The organism is Brevibacillus sp. MS2.2, assembly GCF_013284345.1.
GTDB lineage: Bacteria > Bacillota > Bacilli > Brevibacillales > Brevibacillaceae > Brevibacillus > Brevibacillus brevis_C.
On the sequence record NZ_JABSUZ010000017.1, the window covers coordinates 80,910 to 103,552 of the forward strand.

Genomic DNA, 22,643 nt, shown 5'->3' on the forward strand with positions numbered 1-22,643 from the left:
TGTTGATATAGATAGAGCTGGGGGAGAGCTTATGAGTGCATACAAAGAACTGACCACTTCACACCGGACAATCATGACGCCAGGGCCCGTCGAGGCCGAGCCTAGTGTTCTTCGCGTGATGGGTTCACCCATTTTGGGACAATTCGATCCAGAATTCACGAACATCATGAACGAAACAATGGAGATGCTTCGGAAATTGTTTCAGACATCCAATCATTGGGCATTCCCTATTGATGGCACCTCCCGGGCGGGCATTGAAGCTGTTTTGTGTAGCATAATCGAATCAGGGGATCGGGTGCTTGTTCCCATTTATGGACGATTCGGGCACTTGCTTACGGAGATTGCGGAAAGGTACGGCGCAGATGTGATTACGATGGAAACGCGCTGGGGAAGTGTCTTTGAACCGCAGGACGTCATTGCCGAAATCGAGCGGGTTCAGCCCAAAATCGTAGCAATGGTTCATGGCGAAACATCCACCGGATGTGTTCAGCCTTTGAAAGAAATCGGAGAAGCTTGCCGCCAGATGGATGTCCTATTTGTCGTCGATGCTGTCGCTTCGATTGGCGGAACAGAAGTGATGGTAGATGATTGGTATATCGACGCATGTATTGGCGGCACGCAAAAATGCTTGTCTGTCCCCTCTGGGATGGCTCCTATCACGTTTAATTCTCGTGTAGAAGCACTCTTGCTCCAACGGAAAAAAATTGAGCGTGGACTCGCTGATCCGTCTGCTCCGAAATCTGCTCAAACCCGAACGATCCGCAGCAACTATTTTGACTTGAGCCAGCTCATGGATTACTGGGGACCTTCGCGGCTGAACCACCATACGGAGGCGACAACGATGCTGTACGCCTTGCGCGAGGGTGTGCGCATTGCCCTCACAGAAGGTCTGGAAGCGAGATTCGCCAGACATCGCTTGCATGAACAAGCCTTGGTCGCTGGTGTATTGGCGATGGGATTGCAGCTCTACGGCGATCCGAGTTGCAAGCTTCCTGTCGTGACCTGTATCAAAATTCCTGACGGGCTGGACGGAGAGTCAGTCCGAACCATGCTGCTCGAAGATTTTCATATTGAAATAGCCAGTTCCTTCGGGCCGCTAAAAGGGACCATCTGGCGGATTGGCACAATGGGCTACAGCTGCCGGAAGAAAAATATTTTGCATGTGCTAGGGGCGTTGGAAGCAGTTCTCATCCGGCATGGAGCCCGCGTACACGCAGGGCGCGCCGTTCAAGCCGCTCTGGATATCTACGATCAGGAAAAAGCACAAAACAGTTAGCCTCTCTTAAGCGGAAAAAGCCCTTGTCATCCCCACTTACTCTGGGGTAGACAAGGGCTTCTCTTCCTGCTGTACACGCGCCAATAAATCGACGATGTGCACGGCCTCCATCTTTCCTTCCAGTCCAGCTCGATGAATGCCTGCTTTCATTTGCAACAGACAGCCTGGATTCGAGGTCACGAGAATATCTGCTTGGGTAGCCGCTACATGACTCATTTTTTCATCCAAAAGGCTCCCGGCCATCTCAGGCTGCACCAGGTTGTAAATGCCCGCAGAGCCACAGCAGCGATCTCCCTCGCGGAGCTGTACGTATGTGGCTCCCGGAATGGCTTGCAGCAGGTTCACTGGTTCTTTTGTCACCTTCATCCCGTTGCGCAGGTGACAGGAGGACTGATAGGTGATCCGTTGTGGCAATGACTGCCATGCTTTTGGCTCGACGAGGAGTGCAAGCACCTCGCTAATATCCTTCACGCGTGCTGCGAACCATTGTGCCTTCTCTTGCCACTCGGCATCTTCCGCCAGCAAATGGTCGTATTCCTGTAGCATTGCCCCGCAACCACCTGCATTGGATACAATGATATCCACGTCAGCCTTGTAAAAAGCAGCCACATTTTTTCTTGCCAGATGGCGAGCCTGTTCGCGCTCACCGCTATGTGCATGGAGAGCACCGCAGCACACCTGGTCTGGAGCGATGATGACCTCACAGCCTGCCTCACTGAGAAGCCGCACGGTGTTGCGATTTGTCTCATGGAATAAAACATCCATGATGCAACCGTGAAACATTCCTACACGATACTTGCGCTCGCCTACGGCTGGAATCACCGTGCCACCGAAAAAGTCCACGATACCCTTCCCAGATGCTTCAGGCATGATCGCTTCCATTTCCCGCATTTGCTTAGGCAGGATGGACAACACCCCCAGCTTGCGAACGGCTTTTTGCACACCTGAGCGCTGATAGAAGCGCAAGAATCCACCGAGCTGGTACATGCGCTTCTGATGAGGAAACAGGTGGAAAAACGCGAGCTTGCGGACGGCTTTGACCCACCATGGATGCTCCTGCACCTCTTCGATCGCTTCTCTCGTCTGCTCGATTAGCTGACCGTACGGCACACCTGCAGGGCATACCGGCTCACATGCTCGGCAGCCGAGACACAGATTCATTTGGTCGACGAAATCTTTGTCCGGCTCCATGACGCCGTCTGCTACGGCTTTCATCAAGGCGATGCGACCTCGTGGAGAAGCTGCCTCATAACCTGTTTCCCGAAAGGTCGGACAGGCTGGCTGACAGAAGCCACAGCGCATACAGTTGGACAATTCATCGTAATCGAGTTTATTTACCAAGGCTTCTTTAAGCACGCTGGACCACCACTCTGTTCCGGGACTGTTTGGCAAACATCTTGTCAGGGTTCAGGAGATTGTGAGGATCGAAAGCGTGCTTGATGCCTTTCATGATCTCCATACCTGCGGCTCCTACTTTCCACTCCAAATACGGTGCCTTGACGATCCCTACGCCATGCTCTCCCGTAATCGTTCCGCCCAATTCGATTGCCGCCGCGAAAATTTCCTCGAAGGCATGCTCGACACGCTCGATCTCTTCCGTGTTGCGAGCGTCTGTCATGCAGGTCGGATGCAAATTGCCGTCTCCTGCATGGCCAAAGGTACATATTTGCAGTCCGTAACGCTCTGTAATCTCTTGGATCGCCGCGACCATCGGCGCAATTGCGGCACGAGGAACGGTTGCGTCCTCCAAAATGGTCGTCGGGCGCATCCGTGACAATGCGGCGAGCGCACTGCGTCTGGCAGTCATTACCTCATCCGCTTCCTCCGCTGTCGTCGCTACCTTGATTTGGACGGCATCATTCTTCTCGCAAATCGCAGCGATCCGCTCCATGTCCCGATCGACCGTCTTCGGCTCTCCGTCCTGACCGATCAGGAGAATCGCCGCCACATCTGTCGGAAGCCCGATCTGTTTGAAATCCTCGACAACACGGATCGTGCCCTGATCAAGAAATTCAAGCGTGCCGGGAATGATGCGATTGGCAATGATATCAGAAACAGACCTCGCCGCCTGTGCCATATCGGCGAACATCGCCAGCATAACCCGCTGTGTCTGTGGCTTCGGAATCAGCTTGAGAATAGCCTCGGTAATAATCGCCAATGTGCCCTCGCTACCGACCAAGAGCTTCGTCAGATCATAGCCCGCCACATCCTTCATCAGCTTGCCCCCGGTGCGGATGACCTCACCGTTCGGTAACACAGCTTCGAGACCCAGCACGTAATCCTTGGTTGTTCCATACTTCAACCCGCGCAGTCCACCCGAATTAAGCGCAATATTCCCGCCAATCGTGGAGATGACCATGCTGCCTGGATCGGGTGGGTAAAACAAACCGAGTGCCTCTACCGCCTGATGAATGTCGACCGTTCGGACTCCTGGCTGCACCGTTATCGTCAAATTTTGCTCGTCAATCTCTACGATCTGATTCATCCGGCTCAACACCAGGACAATTCCGCCCCCGACGGGTATCGTTCCGCCGCATAGATTGGAGCCTGCTCCACGCGTCACAATCGGGATGTGATGTCGTGCTGCAACTCGCATGACCTGTTGGACTTCGGCTGTGCTCTTCGGCATGACGACCACATCCGGCAATGCTTGCTGCATTGGCGTCGCGTCATACGAATAGGCGACTAATGCTTCCTGTTTGTCGAGACAGTTTTTCTCTCCGACAATGGCACGCAGCTCTTCGCGAATGGATTCTGGCAACATGGGATCTCCCCATCCTTTCCCAAAAACTTAGTCCAACTGCTGAATAGCTTCCCTGATTCTCCCATTGGTAACATTCAACAAACGAGTGGCCTCTTCCCTGCTCGATCCGGTCAGCTTCATGATAATGGCTGTCTTCGCATCACCGTCTGCCTGATCAGCCAATTGCTCCGCTTCCTCGTAACTCGCTCCGGTCACTTCCATGATGATCCGCTTTACTCGTTCCTTCAGCTTGAGGTTGGTCGCCTGCACGCTGACCATCAGATTTCCGTACACTTTGCCCAAGCGAATCATCGTCGCTGTTGTCAGCATGTTCAGCACCAGCTTTTGGGCCGTTCCTGCCTTGAGCCTCGTCGATCCGGTCAATACTTCAGGTCCTACGACGACATTAATTGCTACATCTACGCCTTCATTGATGTACGATGGCTTGTTGCAAGAGACAGCAATTGTCTTGGCTTCGATCTTCTGTGCCTCCGCCAAAACACCGAGTACATAAGGAGTCCGTCCACTGGCTGCGATACCTACGACCACATCCTTTTTGGTCACGCCGTATTTATGCACATCTTCTTGGCCTAATGCAAAAGAATCCTCTGCTCCTTCTACCGCACGTACCATTGCGGATGGTCCGCCTGCAATCACACCCTGAACGAGCTCAGGCTGAGTACCAAAGGTCGGCGGACACTCGGACGCATCCAATATCCCTAAACGTCCACTCGTTCCAGCACCAAAGTAAAACAGTCTTCCGCCCTTTTCCAATGCGTGTGTGATGACCTCTACTGCATCGGATACTTGATCGAGGACGCGCTCTACTGCATAAGGAACTTTCTTGTCTTCATCGTTCATCATTTGTACAATGCCTCGGGCACTCAATTGATCCAAATCACTACTGCCCTCGTTTTTTCCTTCAGTCGTCAATGCTTGCAAGTTCTCCAGATTCATGCTCTATCGAACCTCCTTTTCAATCTTACTACCCCATGCTCACTTCATGACTGATCCATATGGCAAGTGACAAAGTGCCCTGCTGATACCTCGCTAGCCACAGGAGCAACCGTTTTGCAAATGTCCATACAATGGCGGCAGCGCGGATGGAATGTGCAGCCAGACGGCGGATTCGCTGGACTAGGCAGGTCTCCCTCCAAAATGATCCGCTGGGTCGTCAAATGGGGATTCGGTACAGGCACCGCTGATAACAGTGCTTGTGTATAGGGATGTGTTGGTTTCTCATACAACGATTGTTTATCCGCTACCTCCACCACTTTTCCGAGATACATAACCGCTACCCGGTCCGAAATATGGCGGACGACACTCAAATCATGCGAGATAAACAAATACGTCAGATTGAACTCCTTTTGCAAATCTTGCATCAGGTTCAAAATTTGTGCCTGAATCGACACGTCCAGAGCAGACACAGGCTCATCGGCCACAATCAGCTTCGGGCGCAAAATCAGTGCCCTTGCGATTCCAATCCGCTGGCGCTGACCACCGGAAAACTCATGCGGAAAGCGATCCAACTGCTGCTTGGAGAGGCCGACGATCTGGATCATCTCCTCGACTTGCTTGCGGCGTTCTACTGAATTGCCGATGCCGTGAATGATGAGTGGGTCCTCCAAAAGCTGTCCGATTGTTTTTCGCGGGTTCAGCGAGGCAAACGGGTCCTGAAACACGAGCTGCATGTTGCGTCTAGCCCGGCGCAGCTCTGATTCATTGAGCTTGCGGATATCCTGTCCTTCAAAAAAGATTTCTCCATCAGTCGGCTCAATCAGACGAAGGATGCATCGTCCTGTCGTGGACTTCCCACAACCCGATTCGCCTACGATGCTGACAGTCTCACCCGGATAAACAGTCAGGTTGACTCCGTCGACGGCACGGACGACTTTCTCCTTGCCGAAGAATCCTTGCTTGCTCGTGAAATGCTTGGTCAATGATTTGACTTCCAGCAGTGGTTGCCTCATTGCACGTCCTCCTCGCGATACAGCCAGCAGCGGCACTTTTGGTTATCTGCGACAGGCGTAAGCTCTGGGTTTTTCTCGCGGCAAATATCCATGACTTGTGAGCAGCGCGGTGCAAAACGACATCCCACAGGCATTTCGCTCAAAAGAGGCACCGATCCCGGAATCGCATCCAAACGCTCTTGGTTGACACTGACAGAAGGCATTGATTTCAAAAGCCCTCTCGTATACGGATGCTTTGGCTCGTCAAACAACTGCTTGACGTCGGCTTCCTCTACGATTTGACCTGCATACATGACGATGACGCGATGACACATCTCCGCCACGACTCCCAGGTCATGTGTGATAAGCAGGATGGAAGTGCCTTGCTCTTGCCGGACTTTTTTCATGAGCTCCAATATTTGCGCCTGAATCGTCACGTCCAACGCCGTCGTCGGTTCGTCGGCAATCAAGAGCTTTGGTGCACAAGACATCGCCATCGCAATCATCACACGTTGACGCATCCCGCCTGACAATTGGTGCGGATAGTCGGAAATGATTTCATCGGCACGCGGAATCCCGACTTCTTTCAAAAGCTCGATCGTCCGTCGCTTGGCTTCCTGTTTGGACAGTCCGAGATGCCGACGCAAGGGCTCGCTGATCTGTTTGCCGATCGAATGCAATGGGTTGAGCGAAGTCATCGGCTCCTGAAAAATCATCGCGATCTGATTGCCGCGAATCGTCTGCATTTGTTTATCCGTAAGTGAGAGCAGCTCCTTGTCTTGAAAACGGATGCTCCCGGTCATCTCCACATTCCGTCCCAAGAGCTGCATGATGGACATGCTAGTCACGCTTTTTCCACATCCGGATTCACCGACCACACCGACGGTTTCACCAGGCTCTACAGAGAGACTGACACCCTCGATCACGGTCAGCTTTTTGCCTGCTTGGATAAAAGAAGTTCGCAAATCATCAATCGTAAGCATTGCTGCCATGAGTACTCCCCCTTTTTATCAGGATGTGCGGTCAGGTTTGATTACAGAAAATAATCGGTTATGGTGAGCGGTCCGCCACGCCCCAATCAATGGGCTTGCGACAGGATGCACGCGGTTTGTCAATGTAATCAGTGTCACATCTCTCATAGGGTCCGACCAGATCGACGTTCCTGTAAAGCCGGTATGCCCAAAGGCGCGTTCCGAAACAAGGTCTCCCCCACTGCAACCTGCGGCAAGCTGTTCTAGGGAACCGCCAGTCGGGGAAATGATCCACCCCAATCCTCTGCGATGAATCGAATGGTCTGTGAATGAGCGAGTAGCCAAGGCACACAGCGTCGGATCAAGCTGTACGGAAGCCTTCCCACTCGTCCAAATCTGCATGTAGCGCTCTGTATCAGCCAAGGTGGAAAAAAGTCCGGCGTGCCCGCTGACACCTTCCAAGCCATAGTGGGCGTTGCAATCGTGAACAGTGCCACTAATAACGCCTTCTCGCCAACCGTATCCGGTCAAAGCTTGCTGCCATTCCAGTGCCAAAGGATTTCTGGCTTCTGCCAGCTCCAATATGAAAGTCACAGCCATCTCTTGTTCAAAGGCATTGCCCTTCTCCGTAGCAGCAATGTCCATTCCTTGCAGACGTGATTGTTCCAGCGGCAAGTAGCTCGTATGAAGCATTCGACTCGGTTGAAAAATCAGTCGCTTCGAAAGTGCGTCCAGTTCCTCGTCCCAGATGCGCTCCAGTAAAAAGCCCAACAGCATGAATCCCAAATCGCTGTACACAACGCTACGCCCTGGGTCATCCAGCATCGACTCGTTTGCGATCAACCGCAAATAGTCCCCCCGATTTCTCCCCAGCAAAAAGTACGGACGCCATGCAGGAAGTCCTGATGTATGTGTGAGCAGGTGAATGATTTTGATCTGCCCTTTGCGTTCCTGATCGTGGGCGCTCGTCAATTCTGGCAGGTAGGTCGTCACGGAGTCAGTCAACGACAGCTTGCCTTCCTGCACACTGATGAGGATGAGCGGCAAGGTCACCATCACTTTGGTCAAAGAGGCCATATCGTACAGCGTTTGACTATGAACCGGCCTTCCATCGTGTTCATCGCTTGTTTTTCCCATGCAGACTGTCACAGCAGGCGCATCTTTTCGCAGCAGGCTGACAGCGCCTCCCGGAAAAATGTCCTGATGAATCCCTTGCGCCAGACTGGACTCCATTCGTTCTCTGATCTGTTGCTCGTTCATTCGTTCTCACCTCTGCCTATCGTTCCTATTTCCCACGATGACGCGGGTCGAGAATATCACGGACGGCATCCCCAAACATGTTGCATGCAAGAATCGTCACCGTCATGGCAATACAGGGCCAGATGATCATGCCCGGAGCCAGCTCCATGTAGCGGCGCGCCTCTGAAATCATTCCGCCCCATGACGGGTCTGGCGGCTGAATCCCCAAGCCCAAAAAGCTGAGGGCCGACTCTGTCAGGATCGCACCTGAAATCGCCAGAGATGATTGAACCAGCAGCGGTGCCGTTACATTCGGAAAAATCTCCTGAAACAAGATACGCGGTGTACTCGCACCGATGGCACGAGCGCTTTCTACATATTCCAAACTTTTGATAGAGAGAACCGCTCCCCTCACCGTCCGGGTGAAGATCGGAATGTTCACGATCCCGATAGCCATGATCGTGTTAAAAGTTCCTGGTCCTAATGCGGCAACAATCGCCAGCGCCAGCAAAATTTCCGGAAAAGCAAACAGAACGTCCATACAGCGCATGATAAAACCGTCAATCCAGCGCCCGAAGTAGCCAGCGATCAAGCCAAACAGCGTACCAAAAACGGCGCTGACAAGAACGGCAGAAAGCCCGACCACCAGCGATACGCGCGCACCGTGGATGATGCGGCTCAAAATATCACGACCAAACTGGTCTGTACCTAGCAAAAACTCACCCGAGCTGCCTTCCATCCGATGATCCTGAAACATCTGTGTCGGGTCATGCGGAGCCAACACCGGAGCCAGCACTGCCGTCAAACAGAGCAACGCCAGCAAAATGGAGCAGAAGACGGCTGTCTTATTCGCCAAAAAACGCTTTCGAAATGTGCTCATGTCGCATTCCCCTTGTCAATACTTGATACGTGGATCAATCCAGGTATAGATCAGGTCGATGAGCAGATTGACCAGGACAAACACCAGAGCGACGAACAAAACGCCTCCCTGTACAACCGGATAATCCCGCTGATAAATTCCTTCCAGAATGTACTGGCCCAAACCAGGAATCGAGAACAACTGCTCGACGATCACGGACCCGCCCAGCAGGTAACCAATCTGCATACCTGCGATCGTAACGATCGGGATCGAAGAGTTGCGGAACGCATGGCCCATAACGATTGTCCACTTACTGTTACCCTTGGCCCGCGCTGTCCGAATAAAATCTTTGTCCATCGTTTCCAAAAACGCAGAGCGTGTCATCCGCATCACGCCAGCAGCCACCACAATCCCCATCGTTGTTGCAGGCAGTATGAATACTTTGAACGCCTCGATCGGATCATCCCAGAAGTTCACCACATCAATAGGCGGGAACCAGTTGAAATAAAGCGAAAAACCGAGCAAGAGCAGGGTCCCTATGGCAAAGTTCGGCACCGAAATGCCTAACAATGTAAACACACGAACCACGATGTCTGTTTTGGAATGAGCGCGAATGGCCGAGAGAATCCCGAACGGAATCGCGAGTACCCACCCAATCAGAACGCCAAATACAGTCAGTTGCATGGTGATGGCAAAACGCTTGAGAATTTGGGGCAAAATCTCTTCTCCTGTGTGGACCGATACGCCAAAATTCCCTTGCAGGATTCCTGTGACCCAATGCAGGTACTGGTTAATCAACGGCTGATCCAGCCCCATGCTTTTATTCAACGCCGCAATTGCTTCCGGTGTGGCATTCGTTCCTAGCATGATGGAAGCTGGATCGCCCGGCACCAGATGCAGGATCGTGAAGATCAAAACAGATATGCCAAACAGGATGGGAATCAGGCTGGCGACACGTTTGATTAGATAAGATCCCACGAGTTTCCCTCCATATTTAGAAACTTGGCTCCGCCTAACCTCTGGCGGAGCCTTCATCACACGTATGCTACATTACTTGATCGAAGTCTTGATCAGCGAGTATACTTCGCCCGCTGCGGACGGCGTGAAATCGATGTTGTCACGAACCGCGTAGTAATTTTTCGGAGATGCCAGGAACAGGTTTGGTGCATCTGCTACCAGCATGGTTTGTGCTTCGTCATACAGCTTTTTGCGCTCACTCTGATCTACGGTCGTCAGTGCTTTTTGCACCAGCTCATCGTAGGCAGGGTTGGAGTAGTTCCACACGTTGGCTGAACCAGTTGTCGAGAAGAAGAAGCGCATGGAACGGTCAGCATCTACACCAGAAGTGTTGCGCCCTACCATCAAGTTCATGTCCTTGGATTTCCACGTATCGATGTAGTTCCCCCACTCAAGCTGGTTGATCTTCGCATTGATGCCGATTGCTTTGAGCTGTTGTTGAATCACTTGTGCCGTTTCTACCATATCTGGGTAAGTTGCTGCTGTTTCGATTTGGGTCTCGAAACCGTTTGGATAGCCCGCTTCCGCCAGCAATTGCTTCGCTTTTTCTACATCTGTTTTGTAGGTCGGATAAGTAGCAGGGTCCAAAGCCGAGTTGGTCAACGCAGGAGCGATCGGACCAGTCAGAGTCGCTTCCCCTTTCCAAACAGTCTGGATAATTTGGTTACGGTCAACGGCATAGCTGATCGCTTCGCGCACTTTTGGATTGTCAAAAGGCTTTTTGTTTACATTAATACCCAGGTAACTGTACTCCAGGGATTGGTAGTTCTTGATCTGTACGCCTGGCTTGCCGTCCAAAAGCTTCGCAGAATCAGCAGACACCATGCTGATGTCAACTTTACCGGAGCGAATTGCAGCGAGTCGCTCCGCCTCGTCCTTCATGATTTGGAACTTGATGGACTCTACTTTTGGCAGTTCTTTATTGAAGTAATCCGCATTTTTCTTCAGCAGGACAAATTGTCCCGACTCACTTTTTTCCATTTTGAATGGACCGGTACCAATTGCTTCCTTGGTCAGATCAGTGGAGCCTGCTGGCACGATAGAAGCATAGGCACTTGCCGTATTTGCAACGAATGAGGCATCCGCATTTTTCAATTTGAAGACAACCGTCGTTGGATCTTTCACTTCAATTGCTTCTACACTGGAAAAATACGATTTCGCGATCGAACCCGTGTCTGGGTTCATGATTCGCTCAAAGCTGAATTTTACGTCATCTGCCGTCATGTCTTTGCCATTGTGGAATTTGACGCCTTTTTGCAGGAACATCGTGACCGTTTTTCCGTCTGGCGCAATCTCCCACTTCTCTGCCAGGTTCGGTACGATGTTCATGTTCTCGTCCAACTTGGTCAGGCTATCGTAAATGAGCGCATAGACGCGCACACTGGATGCCGCCGGAACTTTATGCGGGTCATAGCCCACTGGCTCTTGCTCGGCAGCCACAATCAGTTCTGTTTTTGCTTGTCCTTCTGCTGACTTGCCTTGCTCTGCGGGTGCTGTTCCTCCACCAGAACAAGCGGAAAGCACGAGAGACAATGATAGGAAAAAGCCTGCCAATACTCGTTTTTTCACGATGTTACCCCCTTGTTGATCTCATGTTAGAAGCATATATTTCCTAACGGTACGGCCCTCTTCGCCCCTGTTACAGATGGCACATTGGATGGTCGTCCCATTAGTGTCTCATGACCCAAAATGGCAAAAGCGACGGCTTCCTTCGCATCATCAGGCATCCCAAACTGCTGGGCCGTCATTACGGTCATTCCAGTCGGCAATTGACGCTGCAGCATGGCGAGAAGCGTCTGGTTATGAGCGCCTCCCCCTGAGACGATCACTTCCTCCACTTTGGTTGTTGGTAATACGAATTGCACATAGGCGTTCGCAATTGTCGTGGCAGTCAATGCTGTCACGGTTGCCAACAGATCCGCTTGACTAATCCCGAGTTGATTCGCATCACGGAACAGCTCTTGGGCAAAAGCTTTGCCGTATACTTCGCGGCCTGTGCTTTTCGGTGGCTTGATCTGGTAATACGGGTCCTGCAACCATTTTTCCAGTAGCACTGAAGAGACGGTGCCACCTGCGGCCAGCTTGCCACCCTCGTCATACCTCATCTGTCCGTTGGTCATGAGCTGAACGATTTGATCCATGATCATATTGCCAGGGCCCGTGTCAAAAGCGACGACTTGATCGATAGCTGCACTTGCAGGTAGTAATGTGACATTAGCGATTCCACCGATGTTTTGCAGCAGTCTGCCTTTTTGGGGATGGCGGAACAAAATATAGTCGGCATACGGAACAAGCGGTGCTCCTTCTCCATCAGCAGCCAGATCTCGAGCGCGGAAATTTCCCACTACCGGTATACCCGTACGTTCTGCCAGTGTGGACAGCTCGCCGATTTGCAAGGACGCCCTGACCTCTGTTATTCCTTGTGGTCCGGGAAATGGCGTGCGCCCAGCAATATGCCAAATGGTTTGTCCGTGCATACAGACTGCGTCTACTTCGGCTGTCGTGACTCCAGCTTTCTGCATCAATTGCTGTACCGCATACGCATACCATTCAGATAAGCCGTAATGAACCGCAGTCAACTGATCCACTCTCGCTGTTTCTACACTGCACAGATTCATGACCCACTCACGCAAGTCATCGGAGTATGGCATATAAAAAAAGTCGCGGAGAGTCACCTTTTCGATCTCACCCTGTTCATCTGTGCGGATCGCTACAAGTGCGGCATCAATGCCATCCAGCGAAGTACCCGACATGAGACCGATGAGTACATGCTCATTTTTCGCACGATAATCGAGCAATTTTGCAGGTTGATCCATGTCAAAAGCCCCCATTTGAGAATCGAGAATCGTTGAAAAATTCGTTCCTGTTATCGCTTTCATTATATGTAGCAAAATTACGCAAGTCAATCGATTATTAGTAAATTTTATTTCTTGAAACAACGACCATGCACAAGTCTCCCCCCGTTCAAGCTGTCACAGCAATAGCCCGTTCTATTGAGAAAAACCCGGGATGATATGGGGATGTTTTCCTATTAAAAAGTTTTATATATCAGCCAATGATTCCGTCCACAAATGCAAACAAGCCCAACCTTTTTCAGATAGGCTCGGCTTGTCTTCTTATGTAAGGATCGTATTACGCAAACAAACTGATCAGGTTCCCATCCGGGTCTTTCACGATGGCATACCGCTGGCCCCAGAACGCATCCCACGGCTCACGGTGACTCTCGTAGCCATGTGAAACGATTTTCGCATACAACGCATCAAGTGCCGCAGCATCCTCACACAAAAAAGCCAGCTCAATCCGATGCCCAACAGGTGCTTCCCATCCCCCATACACACCCTTGGCAACTTCGATTGTATCAAAGGCCAGACGAACACCATCCTGCGCAACCTCCACATGCGGCTCTTCATTTGCTCCCTCTGGAATATCGAAACCGAGTACCCGATAGAAATCCAACGCTTTTTTCATGTCCTGTACGACTATCCCTACCATATCAAGCTTGATTCCCACATTACTCACTCCTGTTCGCTCTTGATTTCTTGCTGGACGCGCTTAGGCAGTTTTTGGAGCACCGTATCGTACGCATGCTCGATCATCTTTTCCCATAAGCCTTCGGGAATGTCAGCATCCAAGTAGACAGAATTCCAATGGGATTTATTCATGTGATAGCCGGGTACGATCCCTTCGTAGGTCTCGCGTAATTCCTCCGCACGCATCGGATCGCATTTCAAGGTGAGGATGCGAACTCCTTTGGAATCGCCTCCGATCATGGCAAATATTTTGCCTCCGACATGGTAGCGATCGCATTCCCAATCCATCTGATAGTCATGGGTGGCACCGGGCTGCTTTCGGCAGTATGTATCTAATGTTTGTTCATTCACATGAATTCACCATCCTTTCTTTAGGGTAACGCGTCTCGCAAAAGGAAGATTGTAAAAAACGGACAACTTTTCAAGATTTATCGATTCGCACGATCTGGCGAGACCATTTTACTTGGAGCTACACCGTAAAAAGTGTGGAAGCTCTTGATCAAGTGCGACTGATCGTAATAGCCACATTGGAGAGCTGCATCCGTAAACGAAGTGCATGTTCCCTTAGCCAGCATTTGCAGCAGCCCTTGAAATTGAATGATTCGGCCCATTTCCTTCGGGCCCATACCCAACTGTTGTTGAAATGTCCTTCGCAAGGTTCTCTCGCTATAATTCACTTTCTCGGCAAGCGCGGCCATGGAAAGATTTCCTCTGTATTCATATAAATAGTTCATGCTCGTCAAAAGCAACTGGTCTGCTGGATCATCCATCGACAAACGTTTGATAAGCTCCTGCTCCAACCAAGCGATTCGCTCCGCTGTGTCGGAAGCTTCGAGCAAGCCTTCTATCACCTCATCTGCCTCTTTGCCCCAGATGTCTTCCAGATTGGGATGATGTCCGTTGATCATGGCGACGGGGTAGCGCAAAAAGCGAGCTGCTCCTTCAGCGTAAAACCGAATGCCGATCAAGGATTGTGGTTCGGTCAATGGGATCACCTCGTACGTCCTCATCAATCCCGTTAAAAATGCCCCCTTCTGATAGGAAGTGGCGCCGAGATTGAAAATGATATCGATGCATCCATCGGGTATGACTCGGCTTGCAGGTGCTATCCCTTTGCCGTCGTACTCTGAGGTCCAGTAGCAAGCGATATCGTTTACCAGGCATTTGCTGGGCATGTACTCTTGGTAGCGATAGGCATTTTGGGCGCTCGCTCGTTGCAGAGTCGGAGGTTGCACCGGACGGAATTGCCGCATGATTTTCACCATCCTTCCCTTATGATTAGAACATATATTCCCCCATAATTCTTTAACTCCTTCTTAAGTCCTTGGCCATTTTTGAAAAACGTCCCCTTTCAAAATAAAAACGGTCGCGAACGCTTCTGCATATGCTGGGACGAATGGATTTTTCGCAAAGTGAGGTGCAAGATGTGATCTCCTCCTCCAAGTGGAGCCTTCATCAGTTCTTTTCAAAAAGTCCTTACATTCGCCCTTACCTGCCGCCTACTTCGCTATATCAGCCCGCCAGTTTGGATTCGTATGTAGCGAAGTATTCTACCGTCTATATCAAGCCGACGAGAACCCATATGGGGAAAGGCATTATTCGTGTCTGGAAAACGGATGGCGGGGGCTATCAATTTGTCAAGGAGCGCGGAGAACCTATGCAGGCAGATTCTTTGGCTGACTTGAAGCAGCAGCTCGCCGCGCAGTGTACGGAAAAAAATTATGTGATTCAAAAAGGGCTGGATTTAGCTGAAATCGATGGCCGCCCCTTTGATATTCGCGTCATGATGATGCGCAATGGCTTGGGCAAATGGCAATATGCCGGCATGCTAGCCAAGGTAGCCGGCGCCGACAGTATCATTACCAATGTCGCTCGTGGCGGCGGATATGCCGTCACAGTCCCGCATGCCTTGAAAAAATCTGGCGCAGTCGAGCCAACCAAATTGAAAAGTGTCGTCTCTCAGTTGATCCAAATCAGTCACCGTGTATGTGCCCACTTTAATAAATATCGGCACAGTGCGCAAATCGGCGTTGATTTTGCCATTGATAAAGCGGGAAACCTCTCTATTATTGAGGTCAATTACGACTTTCCTTCCCACGGGCTGTTTGCCAAGCTCAAAGACAAGACTTATTACCATACGATTAAAAGACTTCACTATCAGTACAAAAACCGCGTGAAACGAAAAAAGAGGAAGGCATAATCGCCCTCCTCTGTTCGTTTGATTCGTGTATGGGTCTTATTCGTGTGCCAATGCTGTTCCTTTTGTCTCCAGCATGGAGGTGCAGTTCGGGCAGCGTGTAGCCTTGATTGGAATAGCCGAGATGCAATGCGGGCACTCTTTCGTTGTCTCAGGTGCTTTCTCCACTTCTTGCTTGCGTTTGAAGCGGTTGAGCTGCTTGATGACGATAAAAATAGAAAAGGCGATAATGACAAAATCAATCACAGAGTTGAGGAACAATCCGTAGTTGAGCGTCGCAGCTTTTGCTGCTTTTGCTTCGGCGATCGTCTTATAAGGAACCCCGCTCAAATTGATGAACAAGCCGGAGAAATCCACCTTACCCAGAAGCATTCCGATCAGGGGAGTAATGATGTCATTAACAAGCGAGGTAACAATCTTCCCGAAAGCCCCACCAATCACGACACCGACAGCGAGATCCATCACATTTCCTTTTAACGCAAACTCTTTAAATTCTTTTAACACAATAACTTCCTCCTTAATTACCTAGTACGTACTTCAGAAAATGACCGACAAAACGCTCATGGTCAACCTCCAGGCACACGTCCACATTCGGTGGATGCGCTGGATGTTCCCGTCTGTCCCCAATCGTACGGGCATCACTGGCTCCCCCGGATGTATCTACCACAACATGCATCGGGACTGCCTTCACAAACGTCGGATCGATAACGACACCTACGGCCAACGGATCATGCAGACCGCAGCCGCGCAAATTGCCCACTGTGGCGTAGGCATTCATGTACACCTCGCACATATCCGCAAAAACATGACTCAAGCGTGTATCCTTCGCTCTCCACTCCTGCAAGTGTTCGCGGGTGAGCAGCGTTTGCATCGTCACATCCAGGCCTACCAGCGTCACTGGAATACCAGACTGGATGACATACGCTGCGGCTTCCGGATCGGCGCAAATATTCGCTTCTGCTACAGGCGTGCGATTGCCCGGCACTGTTACAGCGCCTCCCATCACGACTACTCGTTTGACAAGGGATACGATTTCTGGAGCAGCCATAATCGCCTGCGCCAGATTGGTCATGCTCCCGACGGTCACGAGTGTCAATTCATGTGGATGTTCCTTTATTGCAGAGATGAGATATTGTGTGGCACACTGTGGCTGAGCTGTTGTCGATGGCGCAGGAAGGACGACATTGCCCAGCCCGTTCTCACCGTGGAACAGCCTTGCTTTTCCTGTGAGGTCGCGAACAATCGGCTTCGATGCCCCCTGATAGACAGGAATCGCAGAGGCATCCAGCAGCTCTAGCACCTGCAAGGTATTGCGTGTTGCTTCCTCCACCGTAATATTGCCAAAAGTCGTGGTAATCCCACACACTTCAAGAGCAGGCGAGTGAACGGCATAAGCAATCGCCAGCGCATCATCAATCCCGGTATCTACATCCAAAATGATTTTTTCCATGCGCTTATACCCCTCCCCGATCCAAAACGGTTTGCAAAAAGCGCTCTGCCTCTGCCATCTCAACCTCAACGCATACAGCCGTATCGGTTCCTACACTCGGTTTCGCCCGCAGATCGGCCAGAATGGCACCGCGTGACCATTCGCTTTTGCATTCGACTGAGAGCTTCATCTGCTCCATCCGCATCTTTTCAGGCGAGAGAGCCGCGAGCATCGCTACCCATGCATGGAGCGTACGTGCAGAAGCGGCCAACTGTATGTCTGAGATCGTTGTTCTATCGATCAGGCCAACTGCTTGTGCGAGACTTCCCAGCGTATGTACTTGCTCTTCCGTCAATCGAAACAAGCTGGTTGTATCTAATGGAACAAGCACAAGCGGCAAGCGGGCTGCCAAAACGAGCGCAGCTGCTTCCGGATCACCATGTATGTTTGTTTCAGCAATGGCCGTAACATCTCCTGGTACACGTATGGCTCCACCCTGCACCACGATTCGCGTAAATTTACGCGCCAACAGTGGATCACGCGCGACAGCCAAAGCTAGCGTCGTCAAACGGTCAAACGTCACGAGCGTCAAGTCACTTTCCTCATCCTGCGTGCTTTCTACAAGGAACCGTACACCTTCCGAGGTGGTCGTCTCTATCGTTCCTGAGAAAAGCGGTTGCTTGGCACCTGTTACAATTGGAATTTCATAGCCAGGCTGTGCAAAATCAATCAGCTTCCCAGCCAAGCTTGACTGCGTGTCTCTGCAAATGATTCCTGCCACTTGAACATCAGGCGACCGCAAAGCATACAGCAAGGCCAGCCCTTGTCCAAAGCCACCGCAAAACTCGATGATCAACCGGTGTTTTTTTGCCACAATCTCATCTCCCGCTTCTCGCTATTGCCATTTGTCAAAACCGCTTTTCCTATGCTATCCAAATCAGCAGCAACCGTCAAATATCCAAATGCTCATCTCTACCTTCTCTTCTCTTGCATCGAACGGATAACTATTTTACACTTATTCATAACTTCGACAAAAATCGCCATCACACAAGACTAATGCGCCAAGCCATGCAAAAGGAGTATAACGGTCATGCTTTCGTTGAACCACTCAACCATGGATGCTATTTCTCTCGTGAAAAACCAACTGATTCAAGCGATTGTGCAGCACCAAACGAAGCCTTATCTGCCTATTTGGGGAGAAATGTTTACAGCGTTGCGGGAAATCCAAAAGGCAGGCCAGCATTCACAGCAAAATATACACGTCTATTCTATTGAGCCGACAGGCGGTCTCTGGTATTTGTACCGAGAGAATGTTTTTTCTGTCGATCTGCCTGGAATGGGTATCACGATTTCTCTCACACAGGAGCAATTGATCGATGCCTTGCTGAAAGGAAGCTTTCAACCTACCCTATCGATAACAAAGCCGTCATGAGAAACGGCTTTTTTTCATCGTTTTTGAACAAAAAAAGCCCCAAGATCAAATCTTGGGAGAGAGTAGTACGTTGTATTCACGTGAATAAGCATATTTTATATCCAACTACCCACTCATTCCATCTGTATATTCAGGCAATTGTACCTATTATATCCTCTGAGCAAAAATGCTGTCGAAAACGAACGCTTGGACAATAGCAAAAAAAGAGGCGGCCCTTCTGCACAGATTGGGTGCCGCCATCCCGAACTTCCCCAAGTTCGTTCATATTCGAATTGTACTATGAAACAGTCCTATCGAAAAGTGTCAGGTTTTGTTTTCCTGTGAATTATTACAAATCCCTGACGCCTGCTTAAGGCCATCAGGGATCATTCTATTTGCTATCGTTATTGAGCACATCAGCAGCTCTTGGTCCAAAAATGATATACAAATAGACATATTGGCTGACGCTAACTCGAGGAAAGACGAACGCAACACTGGTCTTGCCCTCTTGTTGTCTGACAAAATAACGCAATTTGCTTGTTTTGATCCTTTTCACAATGCGTGTCGCTTCTCGCCATGGCACGGAAAATTGAACGCTTTTTTCCATCAGACCAACACCTCTCACGGCTAGTATGCCCGGATTGGTAAAATTACACACTCACTCATACCGCAGAGCGTCGATTGGTTTGAGCTGTGCTGCTTTTCTCGCCGGATACACACCAAAGATGACACCAACCAATGTAGAGGTCAAAAACGCATACATTATCGGAGACAGACTGATTGAAGTCGCCATCTGACCGAGCTTGCTAACCAAAAACGCCGCCCCTACCCCTAAGGCAATACCAATCACCCCGCCAATCAGGCTAAGCGTAACCGCTTCGATCAAAAACTGGCGGAGAATATCGCCCCGCTTGGCTCCAATCGCCTTGCGAATCCCGATCTCCCGTGTCCGCTCCGTGACCGATACAAGCATAATATTCATTACGCCAATCCCGCCAACAATCAGTGAGATGGCTGCAATGCCAGATAAAAGCGCCGTCATCGAGCTGGAGACTGACTGTGCCGTGCTTAAGATGTCTGACTGGGACGTAATGCGGAAATCATCGGCTGCTTGTGGCCGTAGCTTGTGATTGGCACGAAGGGATTGCTGAATATCTTGTTGCGCCTTCTCCATCAAGTCTGACGATGCTGCCGAGACGTAGATCGAGCCCACATTTTTGCCTCCGGTCAACCTGTTTATCGCAGTGGTAATCGGAATGATGATCCGATCGTCGTTGTTTGTCATGCCTGAGCTTCCCTGGCTCTGTAATACGCCGATGATCGTAAACGGAATCCGGTTGATCTGAACGGTTTGCCCTACTGGATTCGCTCCTTTAAACAGGTTGCTGACCACCTCTGTCCCCACGACTGCCACGTTGTATTGCATCTTCACCTCAAAGTTACTAAAGAAACGCCCCTGTCCAATTTCTACATTCCTCACCTGAGGGAAATCGGCTGACGTCCCCTCGAGCATACTGGAATAGTTATTGCTTCCCCAGACAATCTGCCCCCGCGCATTGACGCTGGGAGCCACACCCGAAATGGACTCTTTTTGCATCAGGGTTTCTGCATCTGCTATCGTCAGCGTATTCAAAGAGCCAGCCCCAAGGCTTACCCTGCCTTGTGTCGCCTGACCAGGTGTGACAATCAGCAGGTTGCTTCCTAACCCATTGATCTGCGAAGCAACAGAGGTCGAAGTCCCTTCACCGATCGCCACCATCGCGATAACAGCTGCTACACCGATGATAATTCCCAGCATCGTGAGAACGGAGCGCAAGCCATTTGCCCTGATACTGCGAAATGAAATGCGTACACATTCAATAAAGCTCATCTGCTCTACCCTCCATCGACACCCCCCTGCGATCCTCCACCACTTCATCCGCGATGATTTGCCCATCACGAAACCGGACGATCCTCTTCGCATACTCCGCAATATCAGGTTCATGTGTCACCAAAATAACCGTTTTGCCCGCATCGTTCAGCTTTTGAAAAATACCCATGATCTCTTCACTCGTCTTCGTGTCCAGCGCTCCTGTCGGCTCATCTGCCAACAGGATGACGGGATCATTGACGAGAGCTCTCGCGATCGACACGCGCTGCTGCTGCCCACCTGACAGCTCATTGGGCTTGTTGTTTAATCGCTCTGCTAGTCCGACACTCGTTAATGCCCGGATGGCTCTTACTCTTCGTTCCCGTGCAGATGTGCCTCCATATAAAAGAGGCAGTTCTACATTTTCCACTGCGGTTGTACGTGGCAACAGATTAAAATTTTGAAAAACAAAGCCGATTTTCTGATTGCGGATGACCGCCAATTCATCGTCATGTGCTTGTGATACAGGATAGCCGTCTAAATAAAATTCTCCCGAGGTGGGCTTATCCAGACAGCCAATTACATTCATCATGGAAGATTTGCCTGAACCAGACGGCCCCATGATTGCCACGAAATCTCCTTCCTCGATCGACAAGCTGACACCCCTGAGCGCATAAATCTCCTGATCTCCGATGACGTACTGTTTTCTCAGCTCTTCTATTTGAATGACCGGTTTCATCTTTTTACCGTCCCCTTATCTGGACGCCCATTCCGCCGAATCCCGGCATACCGCTGCCCATTCGATTTCCATTTTGACTCGTTCCAGATGAGGTCTGTGTATTCACGAGGATGACGACACGCTCTCCTTCGGTAAGCCCCTCCGTCACCTCTACCTGATCGGCAGTGAAGTATCCCATTTTGATCGGAACAAATCGATACGGCATATTCGCTCTGCCCTCTTTGCCTCCACTGCGATTATTCGCTTGCTTCGCCTCAGACTGATTCCCTTCAGCTCCTTCACCAGCTAGTTGTGCAGCAGCATCCTTTAGCACATACACGCCATCCTTGCCATTTTGCGTTTGCAGCGCTTGCGCAGGTACCACGAGCACATTTTTATGAGTTCCCCGTTCGATCGCGACGTTCATCGTCATCCCGATCTTCAATTTATTATCCTGGTTTGCCACAGACAAAAGCACATCGTAAGTGGTGACTCCAGCGTCAGTTTTCGCTTCTGGATAGATCAGCTTTACTTTTCCACGGAACGTCTCATCCGCATAAGAACTCGTCGTAAACGTCACTGGCAAGCCTTCCTGTACTTTTCCGATGTCACTCTGGCTAATCTGGGCCAATACCTCTAAATCTCCGCTATTCGAATTATCCATGATAATGAAATCATTGCCGGGTATTTCGCCTACATTGCCATTCACCTGGACGATCACTCCGTCCATTGGTGCTTTCAAGGTGACTGCTCTCAGTGCCTTTTGTGCTTGTTGCAGCCCCGCTTTTGCCTGCTCCACCGCTGCTTTGGCCGATAATACTGTGGCGGCATCAGGGCCTTCATTCGCTTCCTGTAACGCTTCTTGCGCTGTTTGATACGCAACCAATGCCTGCTCTACCTTCACACTTGCCTGCCCTGTCGTCTGTCCGGCTGTCAATATGGCCGAGTTGTAATCACGCTGAGCCTGATCCAACGAGGATTGAGCACTGTCGAATTCACTCTTGGCAATCGCACCTGCCGCAAATAAGGCCTGCTGGGAAGTGTACGTCTTCTGGGCACTCTCCAGATTTGCCTTTGCCTTCTCTACGTCGTTTGCCGCTTTTTTCCCGTCAATGTTTTGCTTGGCGAGCTCCCATTCGTTCTTGGTCTGATTGACGGCAGCTTGCAAAGAAGTGATTTCTGCGGGACTCTTGCGCTTTTGTGCCTCCTCTAGCTTGGCTTGCGCCGATAAAAGATTTGCTTCCGCATTCGTCACCTGGATTCTCGCTACGGAATCGTCCATCGTCGCCAGAACTTGCCCTGCCTTCACGGCATCACCAACGCCGACCTGAATGGTAGAAATCGCATCCTTGCGTCTACTTGATTGAAGACTTGTCTTTTTGGTTGCGACCACTATACGGAACGAATACGTCAGGGAAAAGTCAGATGAAGACACAAAAAAACGACCGGAGTGAA

At 50.6% G+C, this 22,643-nt stretch carries 23 protein-coding genes; 3 read left to right on the plus strand and 20 right to left on the minus strand.

The genetic code is table 11. The features are described 5' to 3' along the window. The first annotated feature begins 31 nt into the window (after positions 1-31). A complete protein-coding gene (locus tag HP568_RS16725; protein WP_173629680.1) occupies positions 32-1,276 on the plus strand; it encodes a pyridoxal-phosphate-dependent aminotransferase family protein in 1,245 nt (414 codons plus the stop codon). A 36-nt stretch (positions 1,277-1,312) separates the two neighbouring features. Here HP568_RS16725 and HP568_RS16730 read toward each other — a convergent pair whose 3' ends face one another. From HP568_RS16730 to HP568_RS16790, 13 genes are all read right to left on the minus strand, one after another. Next, on the minus strand, positions 1,313-2,632 hold the full coding sequence (locus HP568_RS16730; protein WP_173629681.1) for a (Fe-S)-binding protein: 1,320 nt from the start codon (positions 2,630-2,632) through the stop codon (positions 1,313-1,315). Then, positions 2,625-4,040, minus strand: a complete 1,416-nt coding sequence (locus HP568_RS16735) for an FAD-binding oxidoreductase (RefSeq protein WP_173629682.1) — start codon at positions 4,038-4,040, stop codon at positions 2,625-2,627. The genes HP568_RS16730 and HP568_RS16735 overlap by 8 nt, the downstream gene beginning before the upstream one ends. Positions 4,041-4,067: 27 nt before the next feature. After that, entirely contained in the window at positions 4,068-4,976 is a 909-nt protein-coding gene (gene murQ, locus HP568_RS16740) for an N-acetylmuramic acid 6-phosphate etherase (RefSeq protein ID WP_048031831.1), read from the minus strand. Between the two features lie 44 nt (positions 4,977-5,020). Next, the gene (locus HP568_RS16745) at positions 5,021-5,989 is read right to left on the minus strand and encodes an ABC transporter ATP-binding protein (RefSeq protein WP_048031830.1); all 969 of its coding nucleotides are present in this window, start codon (positions 5,987-5,989) and stop codon (positions 5,021-5,023) included. Next, positions 5,986-6,960 carry an ABC transporter ATP-binding protein gene (locus HP568_RS16750; RefSeq protein WP_048031829.1) on the minus strand — a complete coding sequence of 325 codons (975 nt, stop codon included), beginning with the start codon at positions 6,958-6,960 and terminating at the stop codon, positions 5,986-5,988. Before HP568_RS16750 ends, HP568_RS16745 begins: the two co-directional genes overlap by 4 nt. 18 nt (positions 6,961-6,978) lie before the next feature. Beyond that, entirely contained in the window at positions 6,979-8,199 is a 1,221-nt protein-coding gene (locus HP568_RS16755; protein WP_173629683.1) for a serine hydrolase domain-containing protein, read from the minus strand. Positions 8,200-8,224: 25 nt separating this feature from the next. Beyond that, positions 8,225-9,058: an ABC transporter permease gene (locus HP568_RS16760; RefSeq protein ID WP_048031827.1), complete on the minus strand. Its 834-nt coding sequence runs from the start codon at positions 9,056-9,058 to the stop codon at positions 8,225-8,227. Positions 9,059-9,073: 15 nt separating this feature from the next. Further along, positions 9,074-10,015: an ABC transporter permease gene (locus tag HP568_RS16765; RefSeq protein WP_048031826.1), complete on the minus strand. Its 942-nt coding sequence runs from the start codon at positions 10,013-10,015 to the stop codon at positions 9,074-9,076. A 72-nt stretch (positions 10,016-10,087) separates the two neighbouring features. Then, the gene (locus HP568_RS16770; protein WP_173629684.1) at positions 10,088-11,623 is read right to left on the minus strand and encodes an ABC transporter substrate-binding protein; all 1,536 of its coding nucleotides are present in this window, start codon (positions 11,621-11,623) and stop codon (positions 10,088-10,090) included. Between the two features lie 26 nt (positions 11,624-11,649). Further along, entirely contained in the window at positions 11,650-12,870 is a 1,221-nt protein-coding gene (locus tag HP568_RS16775) for an anhydro-N-acetylmuramic acid kinase (RefSeq protein WP_048031824.1), read from the minus strand. Between the two features lie 316 nt (positions 12,871-13,186). Continuing rightward, on the minus strand, positions 13,187-13,564 hold the full coding sequence (locus tag HP568_RS16780) for a VOC family protein (RefSeq protein ID WP_048031823.1): 378 nt from the start codon (positions 13,562-13,564) through the stop codon (positions 13,187-13,189). A 5-nt stretch (positions 13,565-13,569) separates the two neighbouring features. Next, on the minus strand, positions 13,570-13,935 hold the full coding sequence (locus HP568_RS16785) for an MmcQ/YjbR family DNA-binding protein (protein WP_048031822.1): 366 nt from the start codon (positions 13,933-13,935) through the stop codon (positions 13,570-13,572). 77 nt (positions 13,936-14,012) lie between these two features. Next, a complete protein-coding gene (locus tag HP568_RS16790; RefSeq protein WP_173629685.1) occupies positions 14,013-14,849 on the minus strand; it encodes an AraC family transcriptional regulator in 837 nt (278 codons plus the stop codon). 161 nt (positions 14,850-15,010) lie between these two features. Here HP568_RS16790 and HP568_RS16795 point away from each other — a divergent pair, with 161 nt between their 5' ends. Next, the gene (locus HP568_RS16795) at positions 15,011-15,784 is read left to right on the plus strand and encodes a YheC/YheD family protein (RefSeq protein WP_048035733.1); all 774 of its coding nucleotides are present in this window, start codon (positions 15,011-15,013) and stop codon (positions 15,782-15,784) included. A gap of 36 nt (positions 15,785-15,820) precedes the next feature. Here HP568_RS16795 and mscL read toward each other — a convergent pair whose 3' ends face one another. The 3 genes from mscL to HP568_RS16810 are packed head-to-tail and all read right to left on the minus strand — an operon-like array spanning position 15,821 to position 18,084. Further along, positions 15,821-16,285, minus strand: coding sequence for a large conductance mechanosensitive channel protein MscL (gene mscL, locus HP568_RS16800; protein ID WP_048031820.1), 465 nt, complete (start codon positions 16,283-16,285; stop codon positions 15,821-15,823). A gap of 13 nt (positions 16,286-16,298) precedes the next feature. Continuing rightward, positions 16,299-17,231, minus strand: coding sequence for a nucleoside hydrolase (locus HP568_RS16805; protein ID WP_173629686.1), 933 nt, complete (start codon positions 17,229-17,231; stop codon positions 16,299-16,301). A gap of 4 nt (positions 17,232-17,235) precedes the next feature. Next, positions 17,236-18,084 (minus strand): nucleoside hydrolase, encoded by an 849-nt coding sequence (locus tag HP568_RS16810; protein WP_173629687.1) that lies wholly within the window; start codon positions 18,082-18,084, stop codon positions 17,236-17,238. 216 nt (positions 18,085-18,300) lie between these two features. Between HP568_RS16810 and HP568_RS16815 the strand changes: the two genes are divergently transcribed. Beyond that, positions 18,301-18,642 carry a hypothetical protein gene (locus HP568_RS16815; protein WP_048031817.1) on the plus strand — a complete coding sequence of 114 codons (342 nt, stop codon included), beginning with the start codon at positions 18,301-18,303 and terminating at the stop codon, positions 18,640-18,642. 370 nt (positions 18,643-19,012) lie between these two features. Here the strand turns inward: HP568_RS16815 and HP568_RS16820 are convergent, their stop codons facing one another. The 4 genes from HP568_RS16820 to HP568_RS16835 are packed head-to-tail and all read right to left on the minus strand — an operon-like array spanning position 19,013 to position 22,623. Then, positions 19,013-19,228 carry a hypothetical protein gene (locus HP568_RS16820; RefSeq protein ID WP_017250899.1) on the minus strand — a complete coding sequence of 72 codons (216 nt, stop codon included), beginning with the start codon at positions 19,226-19,228 and terminating at the stop codon, positions 19,013-19,015. 51 nt (positions 19,229-19,279) lie between these two features. Then, a complete protein-coding gene (locus HP568_RS16825) occupies positions 19,280-20,491 on the minus strand; it encodes an ABC transporter permease (RefSeq protein WP_173629688.1) in 1,212 nt (403 codons plus the stop codon). After that, entirely contained in the window at positions 20,478-21,209 is a 732-nt protein-coding gene (locus HP568_RS16830; protein ID WP_173629689.1) for an ABC transporter ATP-binding protein, read from the minus strand. The genes HP568_RS16825 and HP568_RS16830 overlap by 14 nt, the downstream gene beginning before the upstream one ends. A gap of 4 nt (positions 21,210-21,213) precedes the next feature. Further along, complete coding sequence (locus HP568_RS16835; RefSeq protein ID WP_309142225.1) at positions 21,214-22,623, minus strand: efflux RND transporter periplasmic adaptor subunit; 1,410 nt, start codon at positions 22,621-22,623, stop codon at positions 21,214-21,216. Between the last annotated feature and the right edge of the window lie 20 nt (positions 22,624-22,643).

Bases quoted from the DNA above. Each gene is read 5' to 3' on its own strand.
- HP568_RS16725 (WP_173629680.1), top strand. From the start codon at position 32: ATGAGTGCATACAAAGAACTGACCACTTCACACCGGACAATCATGACG.
- HP568_RS16735 (WP_173629682.1), bottom strand. From the start codon at position 4,040: ATGTTGCCAGAATCCATTCGCGAAGAGCTGCGTGCCATTGTCGGAGAG.
- murQ (WP_048031831.1), bottom strand. From the start codon at position 4,976: ATGAATCTGGAGAACTTGCAAGCATTGACGACTGAAGGAAAAAACGAG.
- HP568_RS16745 (WP_048031830.1), bottom strand. From the start codon at position 5,989: ATGAGGCAACCACTGCTGGAAGTCAAATCATTGACCAAGCATTTCACG.
- HP568_RS16750 (WP_048031829.1), bottom strand. From the start codon at position 6,960: ATGGCAGCAATGCTTACGATTGATGATTTGCGAACTTCTTTTATCCAA.
- HP568_RS16755 (WP_173629683.1), bottom strand. From the start codon at position 8,199: ATGAACGAGCAACAGATCAGAGAACGAATGGAGTCCAGTCTGGCGCAA.
- HP568_RS16760 (WP_048031827.1), bottom strand. From the start codon at position 9,058: ATGAGCACATTTCGAAAGCGTTTTTTGGCGAATAAGACAGCCGTCTTC.
- HP568_RS16775 (WP_048031824.1), bottom strand. From the start codon at position 12,870: ATGGATCAACCTGCAAAATTGCTCGATTATCGTGCGAAAAATGAGCAT.
- HP568_RS16790 (WP_173629685.1), bottom strand. From the start codon at position 14,849: ATGGTGAAAATCATGCGGCAATTCCGTCCGGTGCAACCTCCGACTCTG.
- HP568_RS16805 (WP_173629686.1), bottom strand. From the start codon at position 17,231: ATGGAAAAAATCATTTTGGATGTAGATACCGGGATTGATGATGCGCTG.
- HP568_RS16815 (WP_048031817.1), top strand. From the start codon at position 18,301: ATGCTTTCGTTGAACCACTCAACCATGGATGCTATTTCTCTCGTGAAA.
- HP568_RS16820 (WP_017250899.1), bottom strand. From the start codon at position 19,228: ATGGAAAAAAGCGTTCAATTTTCCGTGCCATGGCGAGAAGCGACACGC.
- HP568_RS16825 (WP_173629688.1), bottom strand. From the start codon at position 20,491: ATGAGCTTTATTGAATGTGTACGCATTTCATTTCGCAGTATCAGGGCA.
- HP568_RS16830 (WP_173629689.1), bottom strand. From the start codon at position 21,209: ATGAAACCGGTCATTCAAATAGAAGAGCTGAGAAAACAGTACGTCATC.